This window comes from Nostoc sp. ATCC 53789 (assembly GCF_009873495.1).
Lineage (GTDB): Bacteria > Cyanobacteriota > Cyanobacteriia > Cyanobacteriales > Nostocaceae > Nostoc > Nostoc muscorum_A.
On record NZ_CP046703.1, the window covers coordinates 1350733 to 1367117 of the forward strand.

At 38.6% G+C, this 16385-nt stretch carries 16 protein-coding genes; 7 read left to right on the top strand and 9 right to left on the bottom strand.

Features of this window, described 5'->3' with window-relative positions; genetic code table 11:
• Positions 1-54: 54 nt before the first annotated feature.
• Positions 55-315: a hypothetical protein gene (locus GJB62_RS05415; RefSeq protein ID WP_147262595.1), complete on the bottom strand. Its 261-nt coding sequence runs from the start codon at positions 313-315 to the stop codon at positions 55-57.
• A 226-nt stretch (positions 316-541) separates the two neighbouring features.
• Here GJB62_RS05415 and GJB62_RS05420 point away from each other — a divergent pair, with 226 nt between their 5' ends.
• Together GJB62_RS05420 and GJB62_RS05425 are read left to right on the top strand one after the other, a co-directional pair.
• On the top strand, positions 542-1345 hold the full coding sequence (locus tag GJB62_RS05420; protein ID WP_114085825.1) for a peroxiredoxin-like family protein: 804 nt from the start codon (positions 542-544) through the stop codon (positions 1343-1345).
• A 250-nt stretch (positions 1346-1595) separates the two neighbouring features.
• Complete coding sequence (locus tag GJB62_RS05425; RefSeq protein ID WP_147262594.1) at positions 1596-1961, top strand: hypothetical protein; 366 nt, start codon at positions 1596-1598, stop codon at positions 1959-1961.
• Between the two features lie 103 nt (positions 1962-2064).
• Here GJB62_RS05425 and GJB62_RS05430 read toward each other — a convergent pair whose 3' ends face one another.
• On the bottom strand, positions 2065-3057 hold the full coding sequence (locus GJB62_RS05430) for a pentapeptide repeat-containing protein (RefSeq protein WP_114085823.1): 993 nt from the start codon (positions 3055-3057) through the stop codon (positions 2065-2067).
• A 70-nt stretch (positions 3058-3127) separates the two neighbouring features.
• Positions 3128-3982 carry a hypothetical protein gene (locus GJB62_RS05435; protein ID WP_114085822.1) on the bottom strand — a complete coding sequence of 285 codons (855 nt, stop codon included), beginning with the start codon at positions 3980-3982 and terminating at the stop codon, positions 3128-3130.
• A gap of 368 nt (positions 3983-4350) precedes the next feature.
• Here GJB62_RS05435 and GJB62_RS37950 point away from each other — a divergent pair, with 368 nt between their 5' ends.
• Positions 4351-4473, top strand: coding sequence for a hypothetical protein (locus tag GJB62_RS37950; protein WP_258551501.1), 123 nt, complete (start codon positions 4351-4353; stop codon positions 4471-4473).
• A gap of 158 nt (positions 4474-4631) precedes the next feature.
• On the opposite strand, the gene GJB62_RS05440 is transcribed toward GJB62_RS37950, so the two are convergent.
• A complete protein-coding gene (locus tag GJB62_RS05440) occupies positions 4632-5624 on the bottom strand; it encodes a hypothetical protein (protein ID WP_114085821.1) in 993 nt (330 codons plus the stop codon).
• A 99-nt stretch (positions 5625-5723) separates the two neighbouring features.
• Positions 5724-6689 (bottom strand): aldo/keto reductase, encoded by a 966-nt coding sequence (locus GJB62_RS05445; RefSeq protein ID WP_114085820.1) that lies wholly within the window; start codon positions 6687-6689, stop codon positions 5724-5726.
• 477 nt (positions 6690-7166) lie between these two features.
• Here GJB62_RS05445 and GJB62_RS05450 point away from each other — a divergent pair, with 477 nt between their 5' ends.
• Entirely contained in the window at positions 7167-7670 is a 504-nt protein-coding gene (locus GJB62_RS05450) for a pyridoxamine 5'-phosphate oxidase family protein (RefSeq protein WP_114085819.1), read from the top strand.
• A 159-nt stretch (positions 7671-7829) separates the two neighbouring features.
• Positions 7830-8717 (top strand): alpha/beta hydrolase, encoded by an 888-nt coding sequence (locus GJB62_RS05455; RefSeq protein ID WP_114085818.1) that lies wholly within the window; start codon positions 7830-7832, stop codon positions 8715-8717.
• 63 nt (positions 8718-8780) lie between these two features.
• On the opposite strand, the gene GJB62_RS05460 is transcribed toward GJB62_RS05455, so the two are convergent.
• Entirely contained in the window at positions 8781-11498 is a 2718-nt protein-coding gene (locus GJB62_RS05460) for a zinc-dependent metalloprotease (RefSeq protein WP_114085817.1), read from the bottom strand.
• Positions 11499-11996: 498 nt separating this feature from the next.
• Positions 11997-12335, bottom strand: a complete 339-nt coding sequence (locus GJB62_RS05465; RefSeq protein WP_181852945.1) for a hypothetical protein — start codon at positions 12333-12335, stop codon at positions 11997-11999.
• 582 nt (positions 12336-12917) lie between these two features.
• Between GJB62_RS05465 and GJB62_RS05470 the strand changes: the two genes are divergently transcribed.
• On the top strand, positions 12918-13319 hold the full coding sequence (locus tag GJB62_RS05470) for a hypothetical protein (protein ID WP_114085816.1): 402 nt from the start codon (positions 12918-12920) through the stop codon (positions 13317-13319).
• Positions 13320-13989: 670 nt separating this feature from the next.
• Complete coding sequence (locus GJB62_RS05475; protein ID WP_167755974.1) at positions 13990-15438, top strand: AAA-like domain-containing protein; 1449 nt, start codon at positions 13990-13992, stop codon at positions 15436-15438.
• Positions 15439-15607: 169 nt separating this feature from the next.
• Here the strand turns inward: GJB62_RS05475 and GJB62_RS05480 are convergent, their stop codons facing one another.
• Positions 15608-15985 carry a hypothetical protein gene (locus GJB62_RS05480; RefSeq protein ID WP_114085814.1) on the bottom strand — a complete coding sequence of 126 codons (378 nt, stop codon included), beginning with the start codon at positions 15983-15985 and terminating at the stop codon, positions 15608-15610.
• A gap of 262 nt (positions 15986-16247) precedes the next feature.
• Positions 16248-16379 carry a hypothetical protein gene (locus tag GJB62_RS37955; RefSeq protein WP_258551500.1) on the bottom strand — a complete coding sequence of 44 codons (132 nt, stop codon included), beginning with the start codon at positions 16377-16379 and terminating at the stop codon, positions 16248-16250.
• Positions 16380-16385 lie beyond the last annotated feature (6 nt).

Consider the following 16385-nt stretch of genomic DNA (forward strand, 5'->3'; position numbering starts at 1 on the left):
TAGTTTTTTCCTTTGACGAACCCAAATGGGCTGAATCTCAACTGAATCTCAAAACTATCTATCGCGTTTAGGAAAGGCAACTTTTTCTCGCAGCAAAATCCGGTGGCAACTGCGATCGCTTTCATACAACGAGTTAATTGTTGCTTTGTGCCTTTTGCAGCAAACATTGACGCTTCTTCTATTGTCAAGGCAGTGAGTGCGATCGCTCTTTAGACAACCTACTTGGGTATCAGCCAAGGGTGTTGCATAAATGCAGAGTGAATCAGTTACTTTTGGGGGTAAGACTTCTTCCCCATCCTCCCACACCTCCCACACTCCTTGGATTTCTCACAAGTGAGAAATCCAGGGTAACGGCAATACTTGTCGGGTTTTGGGGAAAAGGGGAAAGAAAAAACCTTTAACCTTTTTCCCAAACCCAATTCCGAAATTTTGAGTTTTTGAGACGCGATAAATCGCCGTCTCTACAAGTGTTTTAGTCTTATCTGAACTGTATTGAGTTAAAATCGACTAAAATTGACTAAATAGCAGTTAATACTTTGTAATGAATCCCTACGCTATCCTTAATCAGACCAAACTTCAGCGTGTTAGTGATGGCATAACCCGACCTCTACTAGAAAATTGCGAGACTGCCTCACATATCCTTATTTTAGTCTGGCCACAACTTGGGGATTTTGATAGTCTTGAATATGCGTGGTGGTTACAGCGCGAAGCTAAAAAATTGCCTCCTGAAAAACTCGCTATTTGTGCAGTCGGAATTGGCGATCGCGCTTCTGGAACAAAATTCTGCGAATATACAGGATTTCCAGCCGAAAATTTATTTATTGAACCTAATGCAGAACTACATCAACAACTCAAACTTTATTCAGGTCTGAATCTCCCTATCCCTGGAATTTCCCCTACTCAGAAAGCTTGGCTAAATCTACTGTTCATGTGTGCAGGGTTTGGAAGTCCTGGAACCCTAAGAGAAGTTTTTCGAGGATACAGGGGCGATCGTCAAGCCCCTCAACTCATTGAAAATGATGAAATTATTCAAGGTACTCCTCTACCTGCGTTTCAAGGCTCGTTTTTCCAATTAGCTGGAGGAATTGGGTTTCAACGTCCCTTTGAATTAGCTACTCTACGGCTACGGAATATGGTGGAAGTTCTGAGCAATTGGCATACTTATGTACCTAATTCTGCCTACTTAACTCAGCGTGGTGGAACTTTTCTGTTTGATACCCAAGGTCAGTTACTTTACGAACATCGAGATCCAGGAATTTTGGGCTTTGCTGCTAATATGAGTCAGCCCCTATCATTTTTATCCCTTATCGAAACAGATAGCTTTACCTCAATTCATAATTCATAATTCATAATTCATAATTGCTATTTCAATAATATCTAACATAATAAAGTTGTAAAATTGAACGTTTTTGTGTCTATTTGCCCCATAACAGATGTACATCATCTGGTTGTCTGATGTAGTTAACTATCTTCATATTTAATACAAGTACTTTCATTACTTTTGCTCTCTTCAAGTTTGTGAAGTATGAACTATATAGTTACTCAATTTAAGTATTAAATAAAATCATTACCAATAGTTTAGGAAAAGCAAAGACGTGAACCGTTTCAAAAAGCTATCCTCAATTGTGTTCTTGCTATTAGCTTTTATTTATCCACCTGGTTTGGCTGAAGCCAAGGATAACACTCTCAATAATGTTCTCAATGAACAGGCTCTTGACGCACAGACAAAATTAGTTGGAGAGCAAAGTGAAGAGCTTTTGTTAGCTCACCGACGGACTCGACGACGTTATCATAGACGGCAACGAACTGGAAAATATTATTATCAACGCCAGAGGAATCGACGACATTATTATAGACGACGCTATCGCTCTGTAAATTATCACGGACAACCATATCGTCATGGAGAATGGGAACTTGTGCGCGATCGTCATGGACGATTAATATATGATTGGCAGCGTTAATAGTAAACTTTACAGCCAATTTTGCCAGAGAATCTTTATGTGTAAATCCTAACTTAAGCAGACTTGTTCGAGACAAAATAGTGGGTATTGTCCATGTATATTTTTAGTCATTAATTGTTCCATCAGGCATGACTGCACCACGCAGATTTGCACCCGTCAGATTTGTACTACTCATTTCTGCTCTGATCAAATTTGCCTTACTTAAATTAGCACCAGTCAAGTCTGTCCTGGCAAGATAGGCATCAACCAAGTCTGTTTCTGTGAGGTTAGCCTGACGCAGGTTAGCCCGACTTAAATCAACTCTATTTAGCCTTGCAAAACTTAGGTTTACTCCACTCATCTGACATCTAGTCAGTTTAGCATCTGCCATAATTGCACCATACAAATTAACACCTGTAAGTTCGGCATCAATGAGATTTGAACGTTCCAATCTAGCGTTCATCAGGTTAGCACCTTTCAAATTAGCACCCCCGATGTTAGTATCTGCCAGAGATGCATTATGCAAAATCGCTTCACTCAAGTTAGCATCACTCAAATCGGCATAACGTAGCGTTGCCTCACTCAAATTAGCACCACTCAAATCAACTTTAGATAAGTCTACACCAGTTAAATCAGCGCCTCGTAGGTCAGCCTTATGAAGATTAGCACCCCGTAGACTAGCAGAGTACATTCTCTTTTCTTCTCGCAGGTTAGCCCCACGCAGGCACGCACCAGTTAAATTTGCACCACTCAAATCTGCACCACGTAAATCGGCATTCATCAAGTTAGTATCTAGCATATATGCCAAAGTTAAATTTGCATTACGCAAATCAGCTCCCTGTAAAGTTGCACCATGTAAATTAGCATCATGCAAGTTGGCGCTGATTAAACTTGCCTGATTTAGGTTCGCACCACTTAGCTTTGTACAAACTAGGTTTGCGTGATTCAGAATTCCCCGACTTAGATAGCTAAAAATTAGGATAGCATTACCCAAATCTGCTTTATTCAAAGCTATGCCAATCAAGTCTGCACCAAACAAATTTATTCCATTTAAGTTGGCCTCAATAAATTTTGTTTCTCCATTTTCATAGCGCTTTAGAAGTTCATTGGCATCCATATTTTTTCCTATCAATTACCACAAATATTTAAATTTTGCTTAGATTAGCAATAATCAAAAATCACCATTATTATTTGGGAGGAGGTGCTATAAATTGACAGGTATTACCATCATCATTGAGTCCAATTTTCTGATAAGGATTAACTGGTGTTTTCGTTTCTGGAGATGGATCGTTGTTAAACGGGTTATATCCGGCACTGGGTGATATATCGCCATATAAAGCTCGCATAGATTGGATAATTGCACTAGCTGCTTGAATATTTTCATCCGGCTTCCCTAGAGAGATAACAGCACTATTTAATTTAGATTCAAGCTCTCTAAGAGTTGGACAGATATTAAATAATTTCAGCAATAAATCATCAAGTTTTTGAGTCTTGAGTTTCAACCAGTCTTCTTCATTGAAAGTAAATTTTTTGTCAAGTGCGGAAAATAGAACTATTTTAGCCCTAAGTGGGTTAGTATACTTCATAATATTTTGTCGTAAATCAAACTGATTATATTGATATTTGATTTGACTGTTTGGAGATTTATCTATAGAATTTAATGATATTGGTTCCTGTTGATTTAAAAATATTCCTGTTGATTCTTCTTGATGAGGTTTATTTAAAAATATTCCTGTTGGTTCTTCAGGCGTTATATATAGCTTCTGCATCTGATGAAAAATCACATTGGCGATTATGGCGTATTCAGCTTGTTTGTTAAGAGTTTTTACAACTTCAGATAAACTATAATTTAAGTTATTGGTAGTAGGATTTAATCTAAATAATTCTTGAATTAATTCTTGTAATTTAAACCTATCTAGCGTCTCTTCATCATTCTCCCAAATATTTTTACAAGCTGAGTATATTAATTTTTTAATCCGTTTGGAGTTTTCATGCTGTTCTAAATGTTTAGTTACTGCATCGAGACTAGATATAGTTTTCATCGGCAAATCTCCAGCACAAGTATTAAATAGGAACAAATGATAAAGCTAACCTTTTCAACGTAACTCGTAAAATCTTTTTCTCGGAACATTCTCTGTGTCGAAAGTGGCTTATAAGTTATTTATTTAACCGCAGAGGCACAGCAGAAAGTCTGAGACCAGGCATCAGATTTTCTCAAATAGAGAAGTTATAGAAAAGAGGTTTAGAGAGGAATTCACTTTCGATAATTTATACTTGCTTTGAAAGGGCTGGTCTTATGTTATACCCTTTTTATCTAGCTTGTGTAGTCATGTCGAAGCACTTTGCCTAGAGTTGGCACAAGGTAATGATGCCTACAGTTTCAAGGTAATCTCAAGTACTACCGCATCCATTGACGACATCCGCAATTGCCGAAAGCCCTGCTGATGTGGGCTATTGGAGTTATGAGTGGCGTGTTGGTGGTAAATCTGGTGCGAAGTCGCAGAAATTGCCTGAAAAAATGCGAATCATCTAGCTCAAACTCTAAATTGGCTGTTTTAGTAGGTAGCTGCTGATATTGTCGCTATTTTAAGTACAAGCTCCGGTTGTATAAATATTCTAATTATTTGAGCCAGGTTCCCATAGCTTACACTGACTTGTTATATTATAGCTAATAGCTATGTGTTACTTAGATTAGTATTGGTTGACAAGTTGTTGGACATATTGCTTGGATGAGCCATAGCTTACGATCGCTACATCAAGATCAGCATACTTGTAAAGGTTCAAGGCACGTTGGATTCCTCCAATAATCCAATCGGTTTCGTTGCCAAATGCTCCACCACCGAGAAGCGTAAGAAACAATCTGTTGTTTCCATTTCTGATTGAATTCAAGATTGCAGTACAAATAGTTGCCTCATAGGATGCTTCTAAAACAAGGCGTGCAAATTCCGTCCAAAGATTTGAGGAATGACGAGAGTAGTTAACTGGCAAGGCAGAGCAATAGGCTTGTGAGACTGTATGCTTACAATCATTGAGCGTAACTTGCGTACTCCATTGAATGCCGATTCGTAACAACTCTCGCAATCCATCAAGTTCACTCTCGCTTGCGGCTCGAAGTCGATTTGAAATCTCAACCAAACCGCTATGTGATGCCAAAGCATAGCCGTTTCTCATTTCCCAAAGACGGCTTTTGGAATTTCCCAATGCTACTCCCATATCTGCAAGACAATCGATTTGGCTTGTTGTTGATTGTCCGGTTTGCCCATTTACGGTTGCAAAGTAGTTTCGATAAATCGTTCCTGCACCAGCCGCGATCGCACAGGCTGGCCCCTGGGTAGGATCATTCTCATAAATCCCCACGCCACGCTCAGGTGTTACATTTGGAGATACCATTTCAAGCAGATTGAACTGGGAAGCTACTTGAAAAAGCGCATCAGCATTCGATTCATTTATGTGCAAATGCTGGACGTTGGCAACTATTTCGCGTACCGATATTTTTCCAACCTCATATCCACTCGCATGGACACGTTCTCTGAGTTCGGCTAAAGACGGTGTTTCCAACTGACCGCAAACCATTACTTTCCCATTCACATGAGATTTCAATACCTTACCGTCAACAGTGATATTCTGCCAAACCTGTTGTGGGGACTCTTCAGGAAAACCGGTCAATGTTTCAAACCACGTCATTGGATAAAATCAAACGACATACATAACTATTTATTGTACGGAAAGTTTTCGTATAATTTTTTTCTTTTTGAAGGACTTGTTGACTTTCGAGTAGCCGTACTAGGTGTTTGAGGAACTGGCTTGATTAAGAAGGTCAATAGCATCTTGGTCGAGCTTTATATTGACAGCTTTGATGATATCGTTGAGTTGCTCAACCTTTGTTGCACTAACAATAGGAGCAGTAATGCTGGGATTGGCAATAAGCCACGCCAGAGAAACTTGGGTGGGAGTAGAATTATAAGTCGTTGCCACCCGATCAATTGCCTCTAGAATTCGCAAGCCACGAGGGTTTAAATATCTTTTTACAGAATTACCACGAAGACTAATAGACAAATCTTTTTCTGAGCGATATTTACCAGAGAGAAAGCCACTGCACAGAGAGGAATAGTTAATCACGCCAATTTCCTGTTCTTGGCAAATTTTTTGTAAATCCTGCTCATAACCATCTCGGTCATACAAATTATAACGGGGCTGAAGGCTTTCGTAGCGAGGATAGCCATGCTGACGGCTAATTTCTAATGCCTGTGACAAACGCTCTGCACTATAGTTTGAAGCACCAATCGCACGTACTTTTCCCTGACGAGTCAATTCTGCGTAGGTTTCAAGAGTTTCTTCAAGTGGAGTGTTTTCATCGTCGATATGCGATTGATATAGATCGATGTAATCGGTTTGTAACCTCTGCAACGAGTCTTCCACAGCTTGTTGAATGTGTTTACGAGAAAGCCCTTGGCCTCTAACACCCATATCGTTGCCAACCTTAGTTGCAATCACCACTTGATCGCGATGACCGCGCTGCTTGAGCCATTTTCCTAAAATTGTCTCAGACTCTCCACCTTGATTTCCTGGAACCCACTTGGAATAGACATCAGCTGTGTCAATAAAATTACCTCCAGCCTCTATGAAACTATCTAAAATCTCAAATGAACTATTTTCATCAATAGTCCAGCCAAATACGTTACCACCAAAAGATATTGGTGATACTTCTAGTTCTGAACGTCCAAGTTTACGCCTTTGTGTAATGACCATGAGTTTTTTCTTCAGACAGTTTTAGAATTACTATGTGCTAACTTAAATTAAAAATACAGTTAAAAATACAGTATGCTATTAAAACTACGATAAATCCATTAATAAACCGTAGTTTAAAAGATAAACGTAGGTTATCACGGAAAATCATTTCAAATCAAGTCTTCTTATCGTTGAGCGTTCTTCAGCATACTTGTTCTGGATGTTACCACTTACTTGGTCTGCATTAACAGTGTTGGCAATATAGCAATCCTAGCCAATACTTGTTGGATTTTTGGGGAAAGGGGAAAAACCTTATATATCAAGTCTTACACTCCTTTTCCTGTTACGCTTTTCTCTTTATCCGAGCAGCATTGCAATCCTACTTATTAAACATCTAAGGAATGGGGATTCACTCCAACCCTGGACAGTAGCCCATCGTAGACATCGCTCAATCACGTTACAATAACTAATTGTTACTAATTAAACGGTAATTTACTTATGAGTCAACTTGAAAAGATTCAAGCTGAGTATGAAAAGTTTACTGAAGAATTTGAGAGTGTAATCATTAGCACCGTGAACGCCCAAGCAATACCAAATGCTAGTTATGCTCCCTTTGTAATGGATAATTCCAAAAACATCTATATTTATGTCAGTGGTCTTTCAACTCATACCAAAAATATCTATACCAATCCTCATGTAAGTGTCTTATTTATCGAGGATGAAGCCAAGAGTAATCTAATTTTTGCCCGTCGTCGTTTGAGTTTTGATTGTACGGCAACTTTGATAGAGCGTGAAACTGACAAGTGGAATCAAATTGTTGAGCAATTTCAAGGGCGATTTGGTGAAATTATCGAGGTTTTGCGCGGCTTGTCTGACTTTCGGATTTTTCAGCTAACTCCTAGTGAAGGGCGTTTTGTAGTTGGTTTTGGGGCAGCCTATCATATTAGTGGCGATAACCTCCATCAACTTGTTCAGATCACAGGAGATAGTAATCAAAAATAAAAAATGAATTATGAATTAGTTTGACTGTATAAAAATTAAATATGAAATAGCTTAGGACAGAAAAATTTTACTTACTCTGATATTTATCGGTAAGCTTAAATTTATACCTTGTGATTTTGCCTTCGGGTAAAGTGCCATTAAACTATACTTTTTAATTTTATGCTTCAGTTTCAACCTCCTGGCTTTGGACATAAACTTATCCATACATCCTTGGGGGCAATGGTTTACTATACCCAAACGAATACACCTTGGGCCTTCGGTGATGCTGAAGATTTACCTCCACTACTGTTTCTCCATAACTTTGGTGGTGGGGCATCTGCGTATGAATGGTCTAAAGTTTACCCGGCTTTTGCCTCTAATTACCACATTTTAGCTCCCGATCTAATCGGCTGGGGAGAATCGGCTCATCCAGTCCGGGATTATAAAATTAGGGATTATCTCAGCACGATCGCAGAGTTTATCATCGAAACTTGTCGTCAGCCAGTGACGGTGGTAGCCTCTTCTCTAACAGCCGCTTTTGTTATCCGTCTAGCTATTGTTCAACCCAATTTATTCAAAGGACTGTTTTTGGTTTCCCCATCTGGATTTGATGATTTTGGGCAAGGTGCTGGACGCAGACTTCCGCTTTCGGTAATCAATACGCCTCTGTTGGACAATTTTATTTATATGCTTGGTGCTGAAAATGAAATTGCAGTCCGAAATTTTTTACAAAGTTTTCTGTTTGCCAAGTCAGAACGAGTATCTCAAGAAATAGTGGATGCTTATTTAACCTCTGCACAACAACCTAATGCCAAATTTTCCGCCTTGGCATTTTTACGGGGCGATCTTTACTTTGATCTGAGTTTATATATTCAGCAACTGACAATTCCCACTGTGATGTTTTGGGGAGAGAAAGCACAATTTACCAATATCAAACTAGGACAACGCTTGGCCAATTTAAATCAAAGGGCAATTCAAGATTTTTATGCGATCGCAGATGCAGGAATATTACCTCATTTAGAAATACCAGAAGTTGTCATTGGTCTATTGCAACGATATCTTCGGTAACTGGGGATTGGGGAAGACGAGGGGGATGAGGGAAACAAATGACAAATGACAAATGACAAATGACTACTTAGAGAGTAAATGTGCATTTAATGCTTTGGTGATGCGATCGCCAGAAGCTTCTAAATGGGCTAGGGTGTAAATATCAAGGCTTTCACTCAGTTGTTTGAGTCTGACATCAATAGCTTTTTGCAGTTGGCGCAATTCATACCAAGCCAATGTCCGACCATCTTCAGGTGTATCGGTAGTACCCAACATCATCTCTAGCAAAATATTCAGATATTCCCGTTGCAATGAACGACGGATGCTAGAAATTGGCTTTAGTTCTCCTGGGGTTAAGACTTCTGTCCAGATGCCTGTTTGCAGGGTATCGAATAGTTCCGGGATAGAAAGTGCTTCCCCAGGGAGAGTTTTTAATTCTATATCTTGTAAACGATTCAGGCGATCGCTGTCTAATAGCGATCGCAGCACCGCACTTTGAAACTTCAAAATATTTTCGTGAATTGGATAATCAAGGCGGTTGTTAGGTACAGAACTACCCCAATGTTCCCAGCGTGATGGTGCTAGTTGATTGAGCAATTGTGGTGAAAAACTGAAAGCATTTTCGGCAAATATATACTCTTGCAATTTTGTCAATGCTTGGCGTTGTTTTAAAAGTGAAACAGGTACAAATGTCCAAGAAGCATTATCACTATTATGGAGACGCAGAAACGATTGTCCACCAATATATTTGGAAAGCAAGGTGGCGTTCCGAAAATAATATTTAAGCACTCTATTGAATGAGACGCGCAGGTTACTATAGCTTTCTCCTTTTGATAGATAACCCTTATCAAGGCGCTGCCACATAACACGGGCGTTATCCATTTGCCACTGCGAATAAAGTAGCACATCACTACTCATATCCCAGACATTCGCCAAAGGATTAATGTCCCAAATATCCTCATCAGTTGCATAAGACAATTCTGGTTGAGGCGACGCTAGTGCAATCTGTTCTAAAAAACTTTTTTCTGATTCTGGAATTATCCCCTCAAGCGCTGCTGATGGGCTTGTTTTATAACCATACTCAATTGCCCATTCGTCATAAGGCCCAACAACTCCTGGAAAATAGTCACCTTGCTGTACTCCCTGCGGTGCTATATTCACCGGTAGATAGTCCATCACCGAACCCACTAAGCCTTTAGTATGAGTGATTTCAGTATTATTTAATTCTTCAGGTGCTAACATTGTGCTGCCATGAAAGTTGTGGCGCAAACCGAGAGTATGCCCAACTTCGTGAGCTATGAGAGAACGCAAATATTGATGCACATACTCCTTCATCGTTTCACTACTGGCTGTAGTATTTGGCAAAATTGACAACGCCAGCTTCCCCATCGCGGCTTGATTTGAAGACTCCATACCATAGCAAAACTCAGAGTCCGGTAGAAGAGAATTATTAACTCCTGGCTTTTGGCTTCCCCAAAGGGCTTGACATGGATTTTTGCCCACTAAAGATGGATTTACTTCCATCAATGCGTGATATTCTTGCTGAATTGATAGCACCATATTGGCATCTACCATAATGTCTGCATCCAATATTTCCCCAGTGAATGGGTTGACGCGCATTGGCCCTCTAGCAAAACCTGCATCTAAAGAGTTGAACCAGCGAATAGTATTGTAATGTACATCTGCGGGTTGCCAATCAGCATCATCTGGCATTTGCTGTACTTCAATAGCATTTTGAAATCCAGCTTTTTCAAATGCTTTGTTCCACATCAAAACGCCTTCACGAATCGCATCGCGGTACTCTAGTGGCACAGCATTTTCAATCCAATACACAATTGGCTTTTTAGGCGGAGATAAGGGAGAATTCGGATCGGATGGCTCTAAATGCCAACGATTGATATAACGTACAAATGATTCATGAGGATTCTTATTAGATAAATCTTGAAAAGCAGTAATAAAATATCCCACTCTATCATCAGCAAGTCTGGGAATATAATCATTATTTTCTCTAAGTTGAGAAAAACTGTAGTGTACTTTAAGAGTGAGTGCCCTACTATCAGGTACGGTAACTAAATTTGCTCCTTCTAATGATGAAAAACCGTAAATAGAATCAATCTCTATATTTTCTGAGAAGCTGTTAACATCACCAAAATATGACTTGTGTGCATCCAAGTGGTAATCAGCCTGCAAAGAGTATTTCAAAATGGTAGTTAATCCAGGTAAATCCTGCATTAGTAGTTCATTCAGGTTGATCAGAATATTTTCATTCTGTGGATCGATATTGGCTATTTCGAGTGAATAAAGAACAGAGTCGCTAAATGAACGAGCAAGCGATCGCTGTTCTGGTCTACTTTCTGCATGAAATTTCACATTACGCACCACAAAGTGCAATCTATTGTTTACTCGTTGGAAGTAAAAGATAAAATCAGAAAGAGGTAATCCACTATAAATTCCACTTTCCCCAACACCCGATTCTAATGTCACTATAGCTAGATAGTTTTTATTTAGCTGTTCTGGTTTAATTTCTAAGTAAATTTTTCCCGAATTATCAGTGCAATAAAGTGTGAAGAGTCCTTCTACTTTATTTATTCCTTTGACAACCTCATTAAATCGGCAAAAATTTTCCTTTCTATTCTTAGCAAGATCGTTGTCAGTATTTGCTAAGTTTTCAACTGCTGGGAGTGCATTTACTTGCTGTGCATCAATATTTGAAAGTTGATTTGCTCCTGCATAATCACTACAGATGAACAAGTTATACAGTAATACTATAAAGATTGCTAATTTCCTGATCCAGTATTTCATCCTTTGGCTTTCCAGGTGAAGCAGTTCTTGTATTGAGGAAAAAATGTGGATTAATTTGTCCTCTGTAAGCCCTGCAAATATCTAGGGATTACGGTATAAATCCACTCAGTCAGACAATATCTCTAGCCTAAAAGTCCTGTGACTATTGATTGTTCTTAGTAGCTATTTAGGAATTTCCCATCAATTATCTATCTCTTTAGATAGATAATTTTTATAACTAAAGATATATGTTTTTTTAAACTCTATCTGTATTAAAAACCAAATGTAGCATTAAAAATGTATTTAGTGCTACATTTGGCAGCCGAAGGAATCTTAAGCATGATTTATAAACAAAGAGTAAGAAATCCTAAAAAAGCTGTTATTGAGCATTTAAATACTTTTTTAGGATGAATTATGGAGATTTATGGTAATCCCAACTGTTTTCTCACGCGGTCAATTGGTTCTTCCCAATGGTCTTCAAAGCGTTAGCCCAAAAAAATCAGCTTTTTTACCTAGTTCTCACCCTTTCACCAGGTTGACGAAAATCGCTTTGGTTTGTTGAGGAGCCAAGATGGGATAGAGCAATCTAGCCAACCACAAACTGATTTGGAGTGATTTGCCGTAATTTTGTGTAGCAGCAAAAGAAAGTACGCCAATCTCTCCCGCATAACTAGTGTCAAAATCGAGCAAATAGATTAGTTTAGCAATGTCTTCTAGTTCAGGGCTGATATTTAAAGGTTTTAGTTGATTTTTCACCATATAAACCTCGTCTACCTTGAGAACCGTAGTTTTGTAAGTTGGGTGCAGCGATCGCGTAATCCAACATAAATAAGGTGGTAATGTTGGGTTGCGTTTCACTCCACCCAACCTACATAAATATATCTTTTAAAAAACTCTAGGTTTCAACATAGATGAGGTTTAATTGACATATTATCCTCCAAAGTAGCCTTGAGGATATTGTCTTAATTGATTAAAATAATAATATCCCATTACTACTTTTAATCTTGAAGTAATTTTTGATAAACTTAAATACCCAAATAATCAGATTTTAGAATAGCAATATCAACCAAACTCACTGAGTTTCTGTAAGTTATAATCACTTGGAATTGTGGGAGTTTTTTAGCATCATGATTTTACTGATTAGATTGACAAGACTTGATAATAGTGAAGTGTAGCCCTTTATCTTATTTCTCACAACAGTTTAATTTATTTAGCAGTGGCTCTCTCTCGCTTATTATGTAATATATCTAGGGAAAGGCAGCATTGCTCGTTGCTCTTGCACATAAATGAATGCAAATATCTATTTATCTCACAAACCACCTCCTCCCCAAGGTTTAAAAAGTATTTCTTCTTTCTAACTGAGTTATGCCTTTTGCTAGAAGGATAATTACTTTTTTATAGTTAATGTTTATTTGTACTCAAAAAAACAAGTGAATTGGCATGATAAATTTGATTTCTAGAAAGATTGGTAACATCAGTTCCATGCTTAAAGGACTTCAGGTAACACGTTTTTTGGCTGTTGTCCTAGTTGGTTTTCTAGTGCTGACAACGAATGTTAATTATGAGCAGGGGCAGAATGATAAAGGCTTAAAGGAGAGAGTCCGCGAACAGGTAGAGCAAAATGATGCTGAAAGACCGAAAACAGTAGGGCAGTGGTTTAAGGATGCTCGTGAAACCGAAGATTCTCCTGGTGAACGACTTCAGAAGATTGGGCAACAGTCAGGAGAAGCCTTTAAAGAGTTTGGAGGTGGATACGTAAAGGGCGCTAAAGACACTGCTAATGATGTAGGAAACAGTGCAGCACAGACAGGCAAAAATATCTCTAACCAAGTTCGACGCTAAGAAGTTGTTTTAAAAGTGTTTCACTGTAACTTTAGGCACTTCTAATTCTCCCTAATGCCCTTAAATAACGAATTCTAATACTTGGATAACGCCTTTACCCTTGCTGGTAAAAGATTGTAGCGTTTTATCAGGTACATAAAATATAGGCCTTTGGTAGGGGCGTACAGCTAGCTGTACGCCCCTACTGTGTGTTACATCTAAAAAAATTGCTAATTTTGAGAAGCGTAGGTGGCGTAGCAATACTTCTCGCTTTGTGCATTTTTAACTCGGAATCGGGTTTGGGTTAAAGGTTTTTTCTTTCCCTTTTCCCCAAAACCCGAGAAGTATTGCACTCCAAAATCCAGATCAATACCAGATAAGAAATAACTTTAAGTAATATTTAGGCACTTTGCATAAATAAAGTGAACTATTAAGGCAAGTCATTTATTATTTGCAACTAGTAAAAAACACTTGATGTGTAAGCATCGCAGCTTACCGTAGTGGAAAGAAAAGAGTTATGTTTGTTTATACCCACTTATCTAAATCTTATAAGATAATTAAGTATCTTTTTTTACCAAGAATTGAACATTTTAATAACAGTTAAGTAACTGTTGAATAACTGTTTTAAAACATGAAACAATGGGGAGATAGTTAAGGCAGTAAAGAAAAAAACAGATAGATGATTAGCAATATGAAGCAATCTAAGAGTACGCGAAAGCGAGGAATTGTCCTAACGATCGCTGGATTGAAGCGTTTACAAGCTGCGATTCTGGCTATGGAAAAGGTTCAAAACAATGGCAATCACTTCACTCTAGAAGATTTAGGCGATCGCATGAATGTTTCAACCAAAACTCTGAACCGATTATGGTCGTTGAATACAGGCGTGGATCAAAAAACCTTAAAATTGTGCTTTACCGCCTTTAACCTAGAATTACACAGGGAAGACTACACAATTTTGAGTGAACCGAATACTACTGTAGTCTCTCCAACTCGATTGTTGAGTTTAGATACAGGAGAAAAGAAATTATCTACGCCTTTCTCCTTAGAATCCTTTGTTCCTCAGCACCATAACCAACTCGAAAATCTTTGGTCATACCCAGATGGCCCTGTAGCTCTAGATTCCCCCTTCTATGTCGAACGTCCTCCCATTGAAGAACTAGTTTATCGAGAAATAATTCAACCAGGCTGTGTGATCCGAATTCGAGCGCCAAGAGAGATGGGAAAAACTTCTCTTGTGTTGCGGCTATTGGCTTTTGCCCAGATGCAAGGTTATCGCGCTGTGAACCTGAATTGCAAGCAAATGGATGCAACCTGTCTGACAGACTTAAACAAGTTTTTGCGTTCTTTTTGCTGGCAAATTGCAACAGAATTAGGCATAGACCCCAAGCTAGATGAAAACTGGGATGAGGAAATAGGCTGTAAGTTAAGTTGCAGTTTATACTTACAATCCTACTTACTAAAGCAGAGTAAAAGTCCAGTAGTTTTAGTGTTAAATGAGGTTGACCACTTTTTTGAATATCCTCAAATTGCTCAGGAGTTCTTTGGTTTGTTACGCTCTTGGTATGAAGAAGCGCGACAAGATGCTAACTTGCAGAAGCTTAGGCTACTGGTGGTTTATTCCACAGAAGTTTACGTCTCTCTAGATATCAACCGTTCTCCATTTAATATTGGACTACCGATCCGTCTGCCAGAATTTACTAAGCATCAAGTAGAGTATTTGGCCCAACGGCATGGGCTAGACTGGACTTCTCAGAACGAGGTTACGCAACTGATGTCTCTAGTGGGGGGACATCCAGCGCTAATTCGGATTGCTCTGTATTATATATGCTGTCAAGGAATCACCTTAGAGGAAGTAATACATGAGGCGATCGCTAACGGCGGTATCTACCGTTATCATTTATGGCGACACTGGGCAATTCTGCAAGAAAATTCCAGTTTGGTAAAGGCATATATTGAAGTTGTTAGCTCAAAGCAAAGCGTTTCTTTGAATCCCATTGATGCTCATAAACTCGAAAGCTTGGGATTAATCACTTATGAAGGCGATAGCATCCTACCGCGTTGCCAACTCTACCGCGCTTACTTTAAAAAACAACTAGGTGTTGCTGAATTTGAATATAACTCATTGCAAAAACGTGCTTGAAAAACTATCAGGTACATTTTCTCTCACGCTTCGATGCTTACCGAAATTATGGGCGGAGTTCTTCTTTGCTCAAATTTATCTGAAGCGTGAGTTTTTTTATCTTGAAATAGCAACACCAAGAACTATCTACATTTTTAAATGATGGTGGCTGGAAAAGATTTTAAACTAATTAACTAGCTGACCAATAAAGTTGATAATCCTCGATAAAAAATATTCCATTATTAGAAGACATTTTGAAAAAGAAGTAATAATCTCCTGGCTCCCAAATACCAAATTCTTGTTCTTGTTCTTGAACAGTAGCTGTCGAGCCACCGTTGGGAATAGTCATGCTAGCAGTTTGTGTTCTGTTCTGTGCTTTGAGCAGAAAAACTTCCAGTAGGCAAAAACCCTGTAGTTCGGCAGAATAACGAATTTTGAAGCGGATTTTCCCTCCATCTCGGAGAGTATTTTGAATAAAAAATTTTTCAGTTTGAATAGGATTACCAGACAGTTTAATATCTTTATCTTGTGTTAAGATATAGGTATATTTTTGCTCTAACGAACTCACTAATTTTTCTCCTTAAAAAGAATCAACTCTATTGGGATAATTGCATTTTTGACAAATAATTTTTGCTGTCACGTTGTATTCTGCCGTCATCGCCAACAAAATGCAATGACAGATAAGACAGTTAAGAAAATAGTTAAAAAATTGATTGCAACAAACAAAAATAATTGAAATTGGCAACAAATTTTAAATGTATAGACTACATCTAGGGCAAGGAGCAAGGTGTGGTATAGTCTCTTAATTTGAAAACTACTGTAAGTGTGAACTAAATAGTTGCGATCTGACCAAGATTGCCAAAACTCCATGTTGCCAGTCCTACCACTTGCGGTATCGACAGATTTGGCATTTTCTCTGACACTATTCTTGTCCACTGCTTGAGGTACTCATTTTTTACCATTTGAGC